At 46.2% G+C, this 16,259-nt stretch carries 17 protein-coding genes; 3 read left to right on the top strand and 14 right to left on the bottom strand.

Translation table 11 applies throughout. From position 1 onward, the window contains the following. Nucleotides 1-269: 269 nt before the first annotated feature. Complete coding sequence (locus EWV84_RS09275; protein ID WP_287077775.1) at nt 270-1,187, bottom strand: glycosyltransferase family 2 protein; 918 nt, start codon at nt 1,185-1,187, stop codon at nt 270-272. A gap of 264 nt (nt 1,188-1,451) precedes the next feature. Between EWV84_RS09275 and trpA the strand changes: the two genes are divergently transcribed. After that, nucleotides 1,452-2,246: a tryptophan synthase subunit alpha gene (trpA, locus tag EWV84_RS09270; RefSeq protein WP_286823825.1), complete on the top strand. Its 795-nt coding sequence runs from the start codon at nt 1,452-1,454 to the stop codon at nt 2,244-2,246. Between the two features lie 181 nt (nt 2,247-2,427). Here trpA and EWV84_RS09265 read toward each other — a convergent pair whose 3' ends face one another. The 13 genes from EWV84_RS09265 to EWV84_RS09205 all read right to left on the bottom strand — a co-directional run bounded on the left by EWV84_RS09265 (nt 2,428) and on the right by EWV84_RS09205 (nt 13,319). After that, nucleotides 2,428-3,675: a nif11-class peptide radical SAM maturase 3 gene (locus EWV84_RS09265; RefSeq protein WP_287077774.1), complete on the bottom strand. Its 1,248-nt coding sequence runs from the start codon at nt 3,673-3,675 to the stop codon at nt 2,428-2,430. Nucleotides 3,676-3,691: 16 nt separating this feature from the next. Continuing rightward, a complete protein-coding gene (locus EWV84_RS09260) occupies nt 3,692-3,895 on the bottom strand; it encodes a bacteriocin (protein WP_287077773.1) in 204 nt (67 codons plus the stop codon). Then, nucleotides 3,804-4,019, bottom strand: a complete 216-nt coding sequence (locus EWV84_RS09255) for a hypothetical protein (protein WP_287077776.1) — start codon at nt 4,017-4,019, stop codon at nt 3,804-3,806. Before EWV84_RS09255 ends, EWV84_RS09260 begins: the two co-directional genes overlap by 92 nt. A gap of 366 nt (nt 4,020-4,385) precedes the next feature. Next, nucleotides 4,386-4,667, bottom strand: coding sequence for a hypothetical protein (locus EWV84_RS09250; protein ID WP_287077772.1), 282 nt, complete (start codon nt 4,665-4,667; stop codon nt 4,386-4,388). Between the two features lie 60 nt (nt 4,668-4,727). Then, a complete protein-coding gene (locus EWV84_RS09245; protein WP_287077771.1) occupies nt 4,728-5,093 on the bottom strand; it encodes a Nif11-like leader peptide family natural product precursor in 366 nt (121 codons plus the stop codon). Nucleotides 5,094-5,547: 454 nt separating this feature from the next. After that, complete coding sequence (locus tag EWV84_RS09240; RefSeq protein ID WP_287077770.1) at nt 5,548-5,733, bottom strand: hypothetical protein; 186 nt, start codon at nt 5,731-5,733, stop codon at nt 5,548-5,550. Between the two features lie 52 nt (nt 5,734-5,785). Then, nucleotides 5,786-6,157 (bottom strand): Nif11-like leader peptide family natural product precursor, encoded by a 372-nt coding sequence (locus EWV84_RS09235; protein WP_287077769.1) that lies wholly within the window; start codon nt 6,155-6,157, stop codon nt 5,786-5,788. Nucleotides 6,158-6,852: 695 nt separating this feature from the next. Further along, complete coding sequence (locus EWV84_RS09230) at nt 6,853-7,137, bottom strand: hypothetical protein (RefSeq protein ID WP_287077768.1); 285 nt, start codon at nt 7,135-7,137, stop codon at nt 6,853-6,855. A gap of 621 nt (nt 7,138-7,758) precedes the next feature. Beyond that, a complete protein-coding gene (locus EWV84_RS09225) occupies nt 7,759-7,956 on the bottom strand; it encodes a type II toxin-antitoxin system MqsA family antitoxin (protein ID WP_287077767.1) in 198 nt (65 codons plus the stop codon). 57 nt (nt 7,957-8,013) lie between these two features. After that, nucleotides 8,014-8,748, bottom strand: coding sequence for a peptidylprolyl isomerase (locus tag EWV84_RS09220; RefSeq protein WP_287077766.1), 735 nt, complete (start codon nt 8,746-8,748; stop codon nt 8,014-8,016). A 20-nt stretch (nt 8,749-8,768) separates the two neighbouring features. Continuing rightward, nucleotides 8,769-10,223 (bottom strand): beta-barrel domain-containing protein, encoded by a 1,455-nt coding sequence (locus tag EWV84_RS09215; RefSeq protein ID WP_287077765.1) that lies wholly within the window; start codon nt 10,221-10,223, stop codon nt 8,769-8,771. Between the two features lie 2 nt (nt 10,224-10,225). After that, nucleotides 10,226-12,844, bottom strand: a complete 2,619-nt coding sequence (locus EWV84_RS09210) for a peptidase domain-containing ABC transporter (RefSeq protein WP_287077764.1) — start codon at nt 12,842-12,844, stop codon at nt 10,226-10,228. 7 nt (nt 12,845-12,851) lie between these two features. Beyond that, a complete protein-coding gene (locus EWV84_RS09205) occupies nt 12,852-13,319 on the bottom strand; it encodes a helix-turn-helix domain-containing protein (RefSeq protein ID WP_287077763.1) in 468 nt (155 codons plus the stop codon). Between the two features lie 597 nt (nt 13,320-13,916). Here EWV84_RS09205 and EWV84_RS09200 point away from each other — a divergent pair. After that, entirely contained in the window at nt 13,917-14,516 is a 600-nt protein-coding gene (locus EWV84_RS09200) for a peroxiredoxin (protein WP_286823813.1), read from the top strand. 168 nt (nt 14,517-14,684) lie between these two features. Beyond that, nucleotides 14,685-15,944 carry an L-lactate MFS transporter gene (locus tag EWV84_RS09195; RefSeq protein WP_012266430.1) on the top strand — a complete coding sequence of 420 codons (1,260 nt, stop codon included), beginning with the start codon at nt 14,685-14,687 and terminating at the stop codon, nt 15,942-15,944. Nucleotides 15,945-16,259: the final 315 nt, after the last annotated feature.

Raw genomic sequence — 16,259 nt, 5'->3', positions numbered from 1 at the left:
GTTTCAGTTTTTCTATTAAGCTCAACATATATTTAAAAGGTTGGCGGTCACTTCTCATTTTACAAAGACAGTGATCGCTTTTACTTTTGATATTCTGATGGGAGAATGAAACAGCCCTAGGGTTGGGGGAGAAGGGAGTCAGTCCCGATGCCAAATTAGGTTATACTCCATCTTTATGAGAAAGACTGTAATAAAAAAATGGATCAGGATTGCTTTTTGTCTCTAGGTTGTTGTTAGGTGATTGCTGACTGATTAATAATGGTTGAATGTTAATCGGCTTTTCCTTTTAGGGAGACGAAATCGGGTCTATGGGAATTACTATTGTCACCATTTTGCGGGGGATGAAAACGATTTCTAACTTCGGGGGGGGTGGGTAAACCCTGTTTCATTTCTGCTACTTTTAAGAGGATCAAATACTCATAAAAAGCTTGCAGAGTACACCAAGCAAAACCAGCTTTACCATCGAGAATTCCTGCCAAGATAAAATACATATAAAACCAACGAAGCAAGGGACGAAAAGGCAATCGTAGAGATAAATCTTTTAAAGCTCTCCGTCTTTCGACTTCGGTTTTACCAAAAAATAATTTTTGCCAACTAACACCACCGTTAGCCAACTGATGTAGGGTTTCTGCCGCTTCATCGGTAGAATAACGATTATGTTTTTCAATCCAACGACTTAAACCTTTACTACAGGTATAGTGGGGATAGGTTTCTTTTAAAAAAGAGGTTTTTCCCAGACATTCTTCTCTTTCCGTGTGACCATAATCGCTAAACCAGACTTGATCTTTTCTAAATAGACGCATTTGATAACGGGGATACTGGGTGCTGCGACGGATCCAAGTTCCCATAAACATAACTCTTTCGGCCACATAAAAACCAGTAAAATCTTTCTGTTGAGTGGCGCGCAGACATTCTGCGTAGAGTTGGGGTGTCATCCTTTCATCTGCTTCGAGAATATAAACCCAATCGTATTTAGTCTCGATATTTTCTAACATCCAAGTTCTTTGTTTACCATGGCTCTCGAATTGATGCTGAATCACGCGCACTGGATAACGAGAAGCAATCTCTACTGTGTGATCGCTACTGTAGGAGTCAACCACAATCACATCATCGGACAGAAGTGCCGATTCCACACAGGCGGCAATATCAATTTCTTCGTTATGAGTGAGAATGTAAATGGAAAACATAGATATAATATGGTGTTTGATTATACGAAACCCGATCGGGCAGTAGTCCTATTTTGTACCGGAAAAAGCGGAATAAAAACCCCTATCATACCAGAAATTTTCTTAAAACTGCCAGACTGAGCCTATTCTAACCTCGATCGCCTTTTTGTCAATATCTCTTAAGTATTACTTGAAAAATTCTTTACCTGAGCTTGCGGCGACCGGCGGTGAGCTATTCCCCACCATGAGATAATAGACAGTGCTTTATGTCTTCAGTAATTTTCGATGACTGCTGTTTCCGAGTGTTTTCGTTCTCTCCGTTCCCAGGGGAATTGTGCCTTAATTCCCTTTATTACTGCCGGTGATCCCGATTTATCTACTACTGCCCAAGCTTTACGCATTTTAGACCGGGCAGGGGCCGATCTGATCGAGTTGGGGGTTCCCTATTCCGATCCTCTTGCGGATGGTCCGGTTATTCAAGCGGCAGCCACGCGCGCTTTAAATCGGGGTGTCAAGTTGGAAGATGTGCTAGAAATCGTCAAAAATGCTCAGGGAGAGGTGAAAGCTCCGATTATTCTCTTTACTTACTATAATCCTATCTATCATCGCGGGATAGATGTCTTTTTAGACCAAATAAAAGCAGCCGGGGTGAGTGGTTTGGTGGTTCCTGATTTACCCCTAGAGGAAGCGGAAAGTCTGCTGCAACCGGCTGCCGCTAAGGGAATTGAAGTGATTTTATTGGTAGCGCCTACCAGTCCCCCGGAACGAATACAAGCGATCGCCAGGCAATCCCAAGGTTTTATTTATCTGGTGAGTGTCACGGGAGTGACGGGAATGCGGAACCAAGTGGCCACCAGAGTGGAGGAATTGCTCGATTCTATCCGTTCTGTCACCGATAAACCCGTGGGGGTAGGATTTGGCATTTCTGACGCGACACAGGCGCTACAGGTGAAAAACTGGGGTGCTGACGCGGTAATTGTGGGCAGTGCCATGGTTAAACGTCTGGCTGATAATTCCCCCAGCGATGGGTTAAAATCCCTCGAAGAATTCTGTCGTAGTTTAAAACAGGCGATTCAGTGAGGGATAAGGAGTTAGTGGATGCGGATTAGATCGAGCGTTCATGTCTTCTCGTTCTGAATTCGTTCAATTTCATCCAGTGCTTTTTTCGCCCGGAATACAGCCCGGAGATAGGCGATCTGGCTCTCCCACGCCGATCGGGGTAGGATCGGTTCGGGACGGTCAATATTCTCGTTCATACTTATCAATTCAAGGTGGTTACGAGGGGTTTTTCTTGCCAGTGTTCTGGCCATTGGATCGCGTCGGCACTGAAGGCGAGGGGATCATTGGGTAGGGGAGAATGGAAGGGTTCCTCTATTATTGCGAATTGGCCGTTATCGAAGGGAATTCCCGCTGCAGGGCGATCGAGGTAAAATCTCTCTCGGATTCCCTTCTCCGCTTGTTTTAACGCTCGGTGGTGACAGTAGGGGTTATTGCCCCGGCGATCAAAGAAAACATGAGCCGTCCAACTACAACCACCGCGGCAGAGTTCGGCGAACTCGCAGGTTTTACAGAATCCCCAAAGATGATCGGTTCCCTTCGGGGTTCCCGCGCCGAGGTTGAAGCGCAGTTCTTCGGCCTCTTCGATAATCTGGCGCAGGGAGCGATCACGGATATTGCCCCCAGTATAGGCCGCGGTGGGAAGCGAGGGACAGCCTTTGATCGCTCCGTCGGCCTCGATACCCAGTGCCGCCAGTCCGGCACTACACCCCTGCCAGAATGTCCACGCGTCCCCTCCCCGCAATAAACGTTCGTAGGGGCCGTAATAGCCGATATTGTTACCCGGCTGTACGTCTACCCCCTCGCGTCGCGCTTGCTCGGTGACACGGGCGAGCATCGGGTATAGTTCTAGGAGTTCGTAGGGTTGGAGGAGAATTTCCGAATTATCGGCCGCGTTCCCCATCGGCACGGTTAACTGGATCTGCCACGCGAATACGCCCGCATCGCGGATTTTTTCGTAGATTCGGGGAAATTCGGGGGCAGAAAGACGATTTATCTGGGTATTGCAACCGAAGGGGATACCGGCTTGTTTTAGGTGGCCCATGGTGCGGAACGCCCATTGCCAAGAACCGGCTTTCCCCCGCAGGCGATCGTGGGTAGCCTCTAATCCGTCCACGGAGACGGAGACGACTTTGATCCCCGCGTCTTTCATCTTTTGGGCGGTGTCGAGGGTGATGCCGTAGCCGCCGGTAGTGACACCGCAGATCATGCCCGCGTCGGTGATCGCCCGGGCGATATCGAGCCAGTCGGGACGGAGAAAGGCTTCGCCCCCGATCAGGGTAACTTCTTTGATGCCCACTTCGGCCAGTTGACGGACGAGATCGAGGGCTTCTTCAGTGCTGAGTTCGTGGCTACGGGTGTGGCCGGCGCGGGAACCGCAATGTTGACAGGCGAGGTTACATTTTAGGGTAATTTCCCAGACGGCGTAACTGATGCGACGGTATTCGGTCATTGGAATTATCCTCGATTTAGGCGTAGTAAGTACGACCGCCACCGCCACCGCTGGTCGAGCCGTATACTTGTTGCATCCGTCCCCCGATGATCGCTTTCAAGTCTTCTTCGGTTAGGGTTTTGAGTTCGTCATCGGTGGCGATTTCGTCCAAAACCTTTAAACGAAAATCGGGATCGGTTGCTAGTTTTTCGGTAAAGTTCGGGGTGCGATCGAAAGACATAATGGTTCTTCGTTACTTGGTATGGTTCGATAGGGAGGCATAAATTGACTAAATCCTTATCTGGCAAGAGACTTAATTGATTAGTTCGCTCTAGATTAAAAACAATTGACAAAAATCGCCAAATGCCTTTCTACATAAGGGTTACATCCCTTATAACCCCCGTCCATTGCATAACACAAACCGAAGAACCGACATAATTAACTCCTTACAGGTTTAATACTCATTAGGACTGTGGATAATTGGCTCTTCTGGTTTCTGTGTGGAAACGAGGTCTATACTGATACTTTCTTCCGCAAAATAGCCCTAAAAGTCCTGCCCGATAAGCATTTCACGATTCCATAAGCAAAAATTATCACACAAAGTCGAGAAGATACGATAATTCCAGCGGTTATCGGAAATTTGGGTTGAGTTGGCAGAAATGGAATGGATATTTTTCCGGAGATAAAAGGAGGTTTAAATCCCTAAAAACCTCCTTTTATTTGATGTTTTATTAGTCAATCGCATCACGAATCCATTCTTGAATAGGGGTATTTTCGTTAAGCCATTGGCCAATACTCCATCCTGCTTGAAAAGCGAATAACAGAGGTAACACAGGAGAGACGACGCCGTATATTTGGTGTATGTTCAGCCCTCCCCCGACGATCGCTTTTAAGTCTTCTTCCGTTAAGTCTTTGAGTTCGTCATCGGTGGCGATTTCGTCCAAAACCTTTAAACGAAAATCGGGATCGGTTGCTAGTTTTTCGGTAAAGTTCGGGGTGCGATCGAAAGACATAGTTAGCTCCTTAGAAGTTTAATACTCGATAAAATTTATGAGTCGGTTGGAATTAGAAATCTACGAAAGGCTCTGATCTGCCGGTAATCCGTACATCGGTCGAACGATTCCGTCACCTGGAATAGGCCATTTAGGCTTGCGGTTGGGTGGCAGACCGTACATCGGACGAAATCGAACACCGCCGATAAATCCACCTGCGACCGCCGCTAAATCTTCCTCGCTTAAATCTTTAATTTCTTCATCGGGGCGATCGGACTCTAGAAGTCGTGCGGTGTATTCCTCGAATTCCTGTGGTGTGAAATCGAACCCCGCAGCTTTGACGATCTCGCTGCATTCTTCTTTGCTATTCACCGATTGGATTCGGGAACGGAAGGATTCATCGGAGGCGACTTTTTGATAAAAAGCGTGAACTTGTTCGAGAGCCATAAGTTAACTCCTGTTAGAATTTGAGAGTGATGGGAGGATACGGTTGGTAGATAAGCTGTTCAGCATTTAAATTGCTTGTGGAGATGAGGCACTCTTGCAAGAGGCAATACCCCCCAACTCCCGCGACGGGGGAGATTCAGCTAATCTAACGATAGGCGGTTATAGCGGTTTTCACAGAAGTGATTCCCGATTGAAACGCTGAAACGCCTATCTATCAAGGGATTTACTATACCTTATTAGACTGAAAACCGCTATAAAATGGGTCCTTGCTTAATATTCGGGAGTGATGCGAGGATCGGTGGGCGGATAATTCCGATAGTGATGGGTGGACAAATTATTTTTCCCAGTATTGTTGGTGGTTTTAGCAGTGCTTGTGCAAAACCGCCTTGAATGTTTCGAGTCTCGAGCGCGCGATTGATCGCAGTTTCAAGAGATTCTTGAAAAGAGTTCACCTTTAGAGCAGAGAGGGAGATCCGTATATTTGGTGTGTGTTCAGCCATCCCCCGACGATCGCTTTTAAGTCTTCTTCCGTTAAGTCTTTGAGTTCGTCATCGTTAGCGATTTCGTCCAAAACCTTTAAACGAAAATCGGGATCGGTGGCTAGTTTTTCGGTAAAATTCGGGGTGCGATCGAAAGACATAGTTAGCTCCTTAGAAGTTTAATGCTCGATAAAATTTATGAGTCGGTTGGAATTAGAAATCTACGAAAGAATCTGCCGGTAATCCGTACATCGGTCGAGCGATTGGAATAGGCCATTTGCGGTTGGGTGGCAGAAGGTTGGGTGGCAGACCGTACATCGTGTGAGGATCTGGAATACTGTCGATAAATCCACCGGCGACCGCCGCTAGATCTTCCTCGCTTAAATCCTGGATTTCTTCATCGGGGCGATCGGACTCTAGAAGTCGCGCGGTGTATTCCTCGAATTCCTGTGGTGTGAAATCGAACCCCGCAGCTTTGACGATCTCGCTACATTCTTCTTTGCTATTCACCGATTGGATTCGGGAACGGAAGGATTGATCGGAGGCGACTTTTTGATAAAAAGCGTGAACTTGTTTGAGAGACATGATTTGACTCCTATTAGATCAGAAATAAATCGAAATGATAAATATTCGGGTAAACCTCGTCAAAGTTCAAATTCGGAGTTATTTGATGACTTTTTACACAACCATAACCCTTATCTAGCAAAGCTTTCAGGTTTTTGTCTAAAAACTACGGTTTTTAAACTTGACTAGGTTTAAATGTCCTTACAAGAGAATTACAGCATTTGTTATTTAAGTAGACAGGGCTAATTAAATGTAAGATGAATTGCCCTCAAGACCTTGCTATGACTGGATTCTCGAAAAAAATTAATTGTACCTACCTACTTAGTCAAGAGAGCGAGAAGATAAATAGGCAAGCATTTGTTCTGTCTAAATACAGCGATTGAAAGTATCACCGAATTACGCTTCTTGTCCAAAAACAGTTGAACCAATCTCATAAGACTAACAGCAATTCTCATTTTAAGGTTTCATGACATTAAAACCCTTGCGCCTAGAGGGGTTAATAATTCTTAACGAATCTCTAGATCGCTGAAACAACGCAAAATCGTTTCAAAATGAGAATTGCTGTAAGACTAAGACTAAGACTAAGACTACTTTAATCTCATAAGACTACCTCCCCCCCCACTGACTCGATCGATCTCCCCCACCGATTAAATAACCGCGGCGTTGTCAGATCAGAATATGAAAGATGCAATGCAATCCTTGTTATCAAAGTAATTTCAGTTCCGGTGCTGAATTAAATAACCGCTGTACATAGACAAAACCAGACCGCCACCGTACAGGAAACCACCCGCAAACAATCCAACCGGGCCCAATCCCGCCATCGCTACGAGTCCGATACCGCTACCAACCATTCCCAGACCAACTTGAAACGCTGACTCTACGCTCATCCCTCCTCCTATCAATTTTTCCGTTTCCAATATCGTGAGGGTGGCCGCGCGATCATTTTGTTCGGATAACATGAATCGCTCGGAATATAGGTCAGAAATTTGGATATTAGCCATTGATTTACTCCTTCAATTACAGAGAATTTTTTAATTCAAGAGGATGATACTCGGTAAGGTCAACTTACAACAGTTTTCCCGACAGTTCGTTCAAAGTTAGAAATCCACGAAACGATTACTTGCAGTTTAGACATTAGAGTTTTTCTCCTTATGAGAGCAAAAAAGTAGTTAACTGGAGACTAGGCTTGTATCACCTGTCTGCTTTAAGATTAAACGCTATCCAAATAGATTGCAACCCCTCGCAAAGGTTTTTTTGGAACATAAAAAAGCTAATTAAGTTTAATTGGGGGAAAAGAAATTAATTGAAAAACGAATTATTCTTCCAGCAGACTTTATACTAAACCCTTGTACTGACGCATGATACGAAATCCGTTGAGTATAGGCTACATATCAGGACAGGCAAAAGGCACTCATGCAAAAGGGGGAAGAAATAATCAGTCTTTAATAACTGGATTTAGTATGATACGTCAAACATAAATAAGTTATTTATGTTCAAAATTCATAAAAAACCTAACGTCACTGGTATGACTTTAGTAAAATAATCCGTAGGTTGGGTTAAACGCAGTGCAACCCAACACAAAACATGAAGAATAATAGGGGGATGATGTTGGGTTTCCGTTGTCAACCCAACCTACCAGATCGGCTTTCGGACTTCTGTAAAACCTCCGCCGTGACCGACTCGCTTAGATAATACTCCCCGCAATTCTGACAGATATCCGCAGGGACTTGTTTTAAAATCACGATATAATTATCCCTCTCTAAAGTAACGGTAACAAAACTCGATCGAGTCGTACCGTTTTTACAGATCACAGATTCCATAACTCTTATCTTCCCTTACTACGTTTGCGGGGTGAGTATTACCCACCCCGTCCACAATTAATTACTTAACTCGTATTCTATTTCCTGAATCTTCTCTTTCATCCAGCCGTTAAACAAATCGACACCGATTTTCAGAGCCAACTCCTCGGTTAATTTTGGTTTAACGATTTCCTCGACAAAAATCAGGTGAAAACCTCGATCGCCTTGCAGCGGTTTCAACAATCGAGAAGAATCCGATGCGAAAATTGCGGCCGAAAGATTCGGTCGTAAATCCTTACGGGAAACAGTACCGCGATAACCTCCCTTGCGTCGTAATTCCACATCCTCGATATAGCGGTGCGCTACTTCCTGAAAGCTGATTTCCTCCTCCTGAATCGATTCATACAACTCCTCCGCCATCGCCTGATCTGCTAACACTACCTCATAGATCACCGCGCCGGTATAATCTAGCTGGTGTTCCACAAAATAGGATTCAATTTTGTCTGCGAAAAGATGTTCGGTTAATTTACCCGATAGTAAACTGAATTGAACTATCGCCTCGAAATCATCTAGGGATAAGCCCTGTTTTTGCAACCAATTCCATGTATCTTTGGCGTTATGTAATTCATTGGCGAGACGGAATTGATCGGCCGCCTGTTGTAACTCGTCAGTCGTGTTTTTAATCCCCGCTGCCGTGGCGGTTTCGGTGATGATTTTCCGAGCGATAATTCCCTCGGCCATTTCGGGAAGTTTCCCCGATAGCTTAAGCTGTTGGATAAGGTCTTGATTCGTGATGGTGATACTATGGGACATAATGACTCCTGAAAAAAAAATTACAGTTTTAAACCGTCTTTTTGTAGATCCTTAAAGGGATCGAGGATGTAATCGATCACCCGACGCTGACGGACGATCGCCTCTGCGGTAGCCGTATCCCCCGGATTGAGGGGAATACATTGATTTCCCTTTTGAATACAGGAGCGATCGAGTTGAATTTCTAGCTCGAAAACGTTAATTTTTCCGGTCGCCGTTTCCTTTTCGATCGCCGTCGGTGATTTCTTGGTGATCTTGCCGCCGATAACCCCGTAATCCTGAAAAGGATAGGCATCGAACTTGACTTTTACCGGCATACCGGCGCGGAGAAATTGACTTTGATCTGTGGGCATTTCTGCCTTGAGAATAAACCGCGATCCTTTCGGTGCTATCTCCGCAATCCGCGTTCCTGACTGCACCACCGCACCTGCGCGTTTAATCGGTAATGAAAAGATCGTGCCGTCGGTATTCGCCTTTAAAACCCTCTGACTTAGTTGGATTTGGAGCGCTTGCCGTTGGCTGTCGCTTTGGGCGATTTCCGATGCCAGTGTTGCGATCTCCGTTTCTAGATTTTTAATCTGCTCCTGTATCCTTAAGAGTGCCAACTCGTTGGAATGGCGGAGACTTTGATAACCCCGCTGCCGCTCCTGTAATTGCAGACGCGCTTGGGCGATATCCGCGCTTGTTTGTTGACTGGTCTGACGGTAGGTGCTTTCTAATTCCGCTAGTTTATGTTGATTTTCTTTTACCTCCGCTTTTCCCCGCTCGTAGAGTTGTTGGCGCTCTTTGGCGTTGTCCTCGCGCTCGATGAATTGCACCTCCGATATCGCGCCATCCTCCCACGCTTTTCGGTAGCGATCGACTTCTTTTAAAGCCGTTTGATAACGACTTTTTAGAATCGGATAATCGGTTTGACTGCGATCGAGGGCGGTTTTCGCTTGATTTATCCGTGCCTGTTGTTCTTCTAGGGATATTTTGGCTTTCTGGACTAACGCGCTGACATTTTCCCTTGCTTGCTCGATCGAGGCTTCTTTTTCCGCCTCTGCAGCGCGATTCTGTTGGCGTTGAGTCGCTAGGGAAACCTCTAACTGACTTTTCATCCCTTTCTGTTGGGAAAGACGGCTTTTTTGTCCTTCTATTTTCTCCTCGATTTGTTGTATTTCCTGGCCGATTAATGAGGAATCTAGGGTTAAAATCGGTTGTCCTGCTTTCACCTCTTGGCCTTCACGGACATAGATTTTTTCCACTTCTCCTGCGGTGATTGCATCGAGTTTGACTGCTTCCCCTTGGGGTTCCAGTTTTCCTGGTCCGACACCGGTTTCATCGACTTTTGAGAATATCGCCCAGGGGAGAATGATCGAGACGAAAATAATCAGAAAATAGAGTAAACCCCGCGTCCAGGGTAGGGGTAAAGTATCGATCAATTCCTTGGTCTGGAAAGACCAGTTATCGCGCTCTCTGTCTAGATTGGTTGTCATAGTTATTCACTCAATTGATTAGAGTTCAAATTACGGTAAATACCGGGACGGGACATTAATTCTTTGTGGGTTCCTTGATCGACTAATATCCCTCGATCGAGGACGAGAATCATATCTGCGTTCCGTACTGTAGAAAGACGGTGAGCAATAATCACCATTGTGCGATTCTGCCGAATTTTCTGGAGATTATTTTGTATGATCTGCTCTGATTCTGTATCGAGGTGGGAAGTGGCTTCATCGAGGATTAAAAGCCGCGGTTCTCCCATCAACGATCGAGCGATGGCGATCCGTTGTCTCTGTCCCCCGGAAAGTAGCCCTCCACCCTCGCCGATTTGAGTTTCATAACCCATTGGAAGCGATTGGATAAAGTCATGAATTCCCGCTAATTTTGCCGCCTCGATAACCGATTCTAGGGGGCGATCGGGATGACCTAAACTGATATTTTCCCGAATCGTAGAACCGAACAAAAATGTATCTTGATCGACGACTCCCACCTGTTGCCGTAGGGAACTGAGGGCGATTGTACTCAGATCGTAACCGTCGATCGAGATTTTACCGTCGGTGGGAGGATAGAGGCCGATCAGTAATTTCGAGATCGTGGTTTTTCCCGAACCGCTCCGACCGACGAGGGCAACGGTTTGACCGGGTAAAATCTCAAAACTCAGGTTTTCTAAAATATTGCGATCGCTGTCAGTATGATAGCGAAAGGTGACATTTTCAAAGCGAATATGTCCCTGTAATTCCGGGAGAAACTGCCGAGAAAGTTCCTCTAAATTCTCCTCCGGCTTTGCGTCTAGTACATCGTTAATGCGCTCGACGGCGATATTGACTTCTTGAAATTGCGTCCAGAGAACGGTTAAGCGTTGAAAAGGCGCGATGATCTGGGCAAAAAGCATATTAAAGGCGATTAATTGTCCAATCGATAATTGATTTTGAATCACCAGATAGGCACCGAAACAGAGTAACCCCGTTGTCGCGAAAGATTCGATGAGATTACTGACGATTTGGAGATTATTGCCGATGAGCTGCCCGGAGAAATTTTTCTTGACCTCCACCGAGAAAAGGTCTTCCCAGTGCCAACGGGTCGATCGCTCTGTCGCGGTAGATTTGACGGTACGAATACCGGTTAAAATCTCGATCAGGTAACTGCTTTCTTTAGCGATCGCCTGAAAAATATCCCGGGATATTCGTTGGAGAAAAGGGGTAGAAATTAACGCCAGCAGAAAGAACGGTGGCACGATCACTAAACTGATTAGGGCTAATTGCCAGCTATAGCGGAACATCACCGCTACATACACGAAAACCGTTAATAAGTCAAGTAAAATCGAGAGAGCTTCCCCAGAGAGAAAACGCTGGATCTTGCGATTTTCCCCGACGCGCGAGATAATATCCCCCACATAGCGGGACTCGAAGTAACCGAGGGGCAGGCTGAGGGTATGGCGGATAAAACCGGTGATTAATGCCGTATCGATGCGATTAGCGGTGTGATCGAGAAGATACGCTCGTAAACCAGTAATTGCCACCCGAAAAACCCCGAAAATTAGCGCACCGATACCCATCGCCCAAAGGGTGGTTAACGAACCCTGCACGATCACTCGATCGAGGATTAACTGGGTGAAAATCGGCGTAATTAAGCCGAATATCTGGATAAAAAGCGAGGCGACGAAAATTTCCAGCAGCACGAACCAATGGGGTTCCAGTAAGCGATAAAACTGCCAGAGAGAGGTTTTATCCTCTTTCGTGTCCCGGAATTTCTGGTTCGGTTGGAGCAGCAGGGTGAATCCCGTCCATTTACTGGCGAATTCGGCACGACTTAGGGTTAATTGCCCGATCGCTGGATCGCCAATAATCACCTGTTTGGGGGTAATTTTCCAGATAACAACGAAGTGTTTGCCTTCCCAGTGAGCGATCGCCGGTAGGGGTTGTTTAACTAATCCCTCTAGAGTCGCTTTTACCGGACGGGTGGAGAGGCCGATATTTTCCGCTGCCGTGATCAGTCCCTTCAGGGATGCTCCGTCGCGGTTGACGTTGGCCATTTCCCGCAAACGGTTGACGCTGATTCTTTTGCCCCAATAACGGGCGATCATGACTAAACCGGCCGCCCCGCAATCGGAGGCGGACTGTTGCTCGAAGAAGGGATAACGGCGGAGGGATTGCCCGATCCAGTGACCTAACCGCTGCGCCGGAGAGGGGAAATAGGCTCGATCGCTTTTTTTGTCCGTTTCTTCTGTCTTCGTCCCAAGAACTTGCTCAATTTCCCGCGCCCGTTGCAGTAATGTTTTTTTCAGGGCGGGGTGTTTTTTCAGGATCGGCCTCAGCGCGGACTCGGGGATAAGAAGTAGTTCCGCCTTCGCCGAGACTCGAACCGAGTAGGGCAGAAAACCCGATCGGGGAAAGAGGGAGAATTCTCCGAAAAATTCCTCGGTTTTGAGCGCTATCATCTCTTTTTGCTGCGAGTTCGCTATACGAACTTTGCCGCGAACGACTAGGTATAATCCGGGCTGTAGGGACAAGGTACCCGCTTCGGGAGAGAGGGCGATCGCCGTTTTCTGGAGACTCCGCCACTGGGTTTCGGACAGGAATTCCGGCCACGGATTGACGAGGCTGTGAGTATCGAGCATAGTTGTTTTAAGCTTTGGCTGAAGGAGAAAGATCGACGATGCGGAGCGGCTGTAGCTGTTTGCGGAGGCGATTGATGTGGGTGGGGGTGAGTGCAACCCCGAATTCTTTCTCTAGATGCTGCGCTAACCAAACTCCCGACCATCGCTTAAAGGAATAGCCGAAATCCCGGGGGGATTTACTAACCAGTTCCTTCAGGCGATCGAGGTAAGATTGATCAACTTTCGACGGGCGACCGCGGCGGTATTTCTGCCAGCGATCGATCTTGCCACTCTCAGCGATCAGTATCCATTTACTAGCGGTGGCGGCAGTACAATCGAGAAGCTTACGGATATCGGCCTGGGATTTGCCCTCGTCAGCGAAAAGAATGATTTGAATCCGTTTGCGATCAACATCAGAGATATTCGGTTCTGTTAAGATTTCGAGAAGTTGCTGACGTTCGGATGAGGATAGATATTTACCGGTGCTTGATGACATTGAGATAGCCTTTGCAACTATAAGTAAAAGCAGACAGCAGCATAGAGGAACGTTGAGGCAAGAAAGTTGTAAGTAGGGAGGCACAATTATTTGTAGGATGGGTTAGCGCACTTCGTAACCCATGCGGGCGTTGGGTTTCATGCTTCAACCCAACCTACGTTCATCTTATAGCGTTTCCTGTTGACAAGAGGTACATTCTCAATCCTGAAAAGCTTAATCAGCAAAGGTTAAAGTGTGCCACACAGATGTGAGAACCGTTATATATTTAATTCCACCCACCTACTTATTACTAGGTTGTACAATGGGCTGACTTCCCCGGGTGACGATCTCTTTCGCTGTCCTTAAATTATTATTTCGGCTGCAAAAGTGAACATTACGGAGTCTATTAAATTCTTTTTCTCTCGCCCGATCAAACCTCTCTAACACCTAACCCCCATCTCCCCATCTCCCTATCTCCCCACTAGCCACTGATAACTGATCACTGATTGCTGATCACTGATTGCTGACTACTCAAAATCGTTATGACTATGATATAGTTGTTAAGGAATGTAAAAATAGTTGCATTTTCCCAGAAACTAGATTAAGGAGATTAAGAGTATGACCGCCGAAGGTTGCTTAAGAGTCGGACAAGCAGCGCCGGATTTCAGCGCCACCGCCGTTTTCGATCAAGAGTTCAAAACCATCAAATTATCGGATTATCGGGGTAAATACGTCGTTTTATTCTTCTATCCCCTCGATTTTACCTTTGTTTGCCCCACGGAAATTACCGCTTTCAGCGATCGAGTTAGCGAATTTGGCAGTATCAACACCGAGATTTTAGGGGTGTCCGTCGATAGCGAATTTGCTCACCTGGCATGGATTCAAACCGAGAGAAAATCCGGCGGTGTCGGTGATGTGGCCTATCCGTTGGTGTCGGATCTAAAAAAAGAAATCAGCACCGCTTACAATGTTCTTGACCCAGATGCAGGGGTGTCCCTGCGTGGTCTCTTTATCATCGATAAAGAAGGTGTTATCCAACACGCTACTATTAATAATCTTTCCTTTGGTCGCAGTGTCGATGAAACCCTCCGCACTCTGAAAGCGATTCAATACGTCCAATCCCACCCGGATGAAGTTTGTCCCGCCGGTTGGCAAGAAGGGGATGCTACCATGGTTCCCGACCCTGTGAAGTCGAAAGTTTACTTCGCAGCAGTTTAGTTAAAGGTCGTCAGCAGTCCCTCAGCTATAGATGGGGGGAGACTTTTAAGGGGGGTGAAATAATTCACCCCTCAACTTGATCGGAAAATTTTCTGGAAAATTGGCCCCATTAGCCATGATCTCATCTAGAATACTGGCCAGCAAGTCTAGAAAGAGTCACGGCAATCTATGACTACCAGTAATTATGATTCCGAGTTGACAGTTTTGGGATTACCCGCAGCCAAAGGTAGATGGTTATTAATACCTCTAGGAATGGGCGTTTTACTCTGTTTAGGGACGGTGTACTCTTGGAGTATCTTTAGAAAACCCCTAGAAACAGAATTAAATCTCAGCGCCACGGAAAGCCTATTACCCTACACTGTGGCTCTAGTATTTTATGCCGCTTCTATGCCGATTGCCGGTTTTTATATTCCCCGGGTAGGTACTCGCAGGATGACCGCTATCGGCGGAATTATCGTCGGTTTAGGCTATATTCTCGCTAGTTTTGCCGCTCAGATCCAGACAATTATTCTTACCTACGGAGTCATTGCCGGCACGGGAGTCGGCATCGCTTACGGTGTTCCCATGGCAGTGGTGGCGCGCTGGTTTCCCGACAAAAAAGGTTTAGCGGTGGGTTTAACCATCATCGGATTTGGCCTTTCTCCCCTGATTACCGCACCTCTAGCCAATCGATTGATCAATGAATATAGCGTTAGACCAAGTTTAAGATTTTTGGGGATTATCTTTACAATAATTATTGTGATTATTGCGATCACAATGAAATTACCCCCCCAGGACTGGCAACCTCCCGCAAATTTAGCTAATCGAAAATCCGACTTTCAGGCCAATTATCCGGTGAATATGCTGAAAAGTCGCTCATTTTATGGACTATGGCTTTGCTATGCCATTGGTGCTTTAATTGGCTTGAGTGCTATCGGTATTTCTAGTCCTGTCGCTGAGGAAATTATCCAGATCGAGCCGGGGTTAGCCGCTAGTAGTGTTGCGCTATTTGCCTTGTTTAATGGTATTAGTCGTCCTTTGTTCGGTTGGTTAAGCGATCGCTGGAAACCCCATTATTTAGCGATCGGAGCCTATACACTCATTTTGATCGGTTGCCTGCTGATGGTCAAGGCCGAAAAAGGGGCGGTTACTAGCTATCTAGTGGCTTTTTGTCTATTTTGGTTCTGTTTAGGGGGATGGTTAGCCCTAGCTCCCGCTACCACTCTCCACTTCTTCAATCCTGACCACTACGCCCAAAATTACGGTATTGTTTTTACTGCCTACGGTGTCGGTGCTTTGATCGGAACTTTAGTAACTGGTAGAATTCGCGATTGGTTCGGTACTTACACTTATGCTTTTTATGCTATGGCTGTATTGGCAATACTGGGCATTTTTCTCGCTAGTGCCTTACTGAAAAGAGAGCGATCGCATTTATCAAATCCTAGCTAAGGGAGTTAATCTTAGCCTAGAGTAGATACTGCTGGCATTTTATGGCTTAAAAGACTCGAAAGAGGTCATATTAGACTGTATAAGTCTTTTAATCGCTCTTTTTCTGGTTGATTGTCGATCTTGAATCAAATCTCGGTTTTCCTCGAAGAAAGAAATTAACTGATTATCAGGGATTTCTTGGAATTCGCCAGTTTTCATTGACATCCTCGCCGCCGTAAAACGGACGGCGATTCCTCACCACGCCACTTTTTTAGGGTGGTCGCGTCAACGGGGTTGACGCAGATAGCGAAAAACGCTTAATTGCTTAAGTCTGAC

It is taken from the genome of Microcystis sp. M_QC_C_20170808_M3Col (genome assembly GCF_007095505.1).
In the GTDB taxonomy this organism is placed as follows: domain Bacteria; phylum Cyanobacteriota; class Cyanobacteriia; order Cyanobacteriales; family Microcystaceae; genus Microcystis.
Note: the sequence above shows the minus strand (reverse complement) of the source record. Positions and strands in the feature narration are given on the sequence as shown.

What these genes read in the sequence shown, in the direction of transcription:
- EWV84_RS09215 (WP_287077765.1), bottom strand. Translation starts at nt 10,223, where the DNA reads ATGACAACCAATCTAGACAGAGAGCGCGATAACTGGTCTTTCCAGACC.
- EWV84_RS09240 (WP_287077770.1), bottom strand. Translation starts at nt 5,733, where the DNA reads ATGTCTTTCGATCGCACCCCGAATTTTACCGAAAAACTAGCCACCGAT.
- EWV84_RS09265 (WP_287077774.1), bottom strand. Translation starts at nt 3,675, where the DNA reads ATGACCGAATACCGTCGCATCAGTTACGCCGTCTGGGAAATTACCCTA.
- EWV84_RS09260 (WP_287077773.1), bottom strand. Translation starts at nt 3,895, where the DNA reads ATGTCTTTCGATCGCACCCCGAACTTTACCGAAAAACTAGCAACCGAT.
- EWV84_RS09195 (WP_012266430.1), top strand. Translation starts at nt 14,685, where the DNA reads ATGACTACCAGTAATTATGATTCCGAGTTGACAGTTTTGGGATTACCC.
- EWV84_RS09210 (WP_287077764.1), bottom strand. Translation starts at nt 12,844, where the DNA reads ATGCTCGATACTCACAGCCTCGTCAATCCGTGGCCGGAATTCCTGTCC.
- EWV84_RS09230 (WP_287077768.1), bottom strand. Translation starts at nt 7,137, where the DNA reads ATGGCTAATATCCAAATTTCTGACCTATATTCCGAGCGATTCATGTTA.
- EWV84_RS09235 (WP_287077769.1), bottom strand. Translation starts at nt 6,157, where the DNA reads ATGTCTCTCAAACAAGTTCACGCTTTTTATCAAAAAGTCGCCTCCGAT.
- EWV84_RS09275 (WP_287077775.1), bottom strand. Translation starts at nt 1,187, where the DNA reads ATGTTTTCCATTTACATTCTCACTCATAACGAAGAAATTGATATTGCC.
- EWV84_RS09220 (WP_287077766.1), bottom strand. Translation starts at nt 8,748, where the DNA reads ATGTCCCATAGTATCACCATCACGAATCAAGACCTTATCCAACAGCTT.
- EWV84_RS09250 (WP_287077772.1), bottom strand. Translation starts at nt 4,667, where the DNA reads ATGTCTTTCGATCGCACCCCGAACTTTACCGAAAAACTAGCAACCGAT.
- EWV84_RS09205 (WP_287077763.1), bottom strand. Translation starts at nt 13,319, where the DNA reads ATGTCATCAAGCACCGGTAAATATCTATCCTCATCCGAACGTCAGCAA.
- trpA (WP_286823825.1), top strand. Translation starts at nt 1,452, where the DNA reads ATGACTGCTGTTTCCGAGTGTTTTCGTTCTCTCCGTTCCCAGGGGAAT.
- EWV84_RS09200 (WP_286823813.1), top strand. Translation starts at nt 13,917, where the DNA reads ATGACCGCCGAAGGTTGCTTAAGAGTCGGACAAGCAGCGCCGGATTTC.
- EWV84_RS09245 (WP_287077771.1), bottom strand. Translation starts at nt 5,093, where the DNA reads ATGGCTCTCGAACAAGTTCACGCTTTTTATCAAAAAGTCGCCTCCGAT.
- EWV84_RS09225 (WP_287077767.1), bottom strand. Translation starts at nt 7,956, where the DNA reads ATGGAATCTGTGATCTGTAAAAACGGTACGACTCGATCGAGTTTTGTT.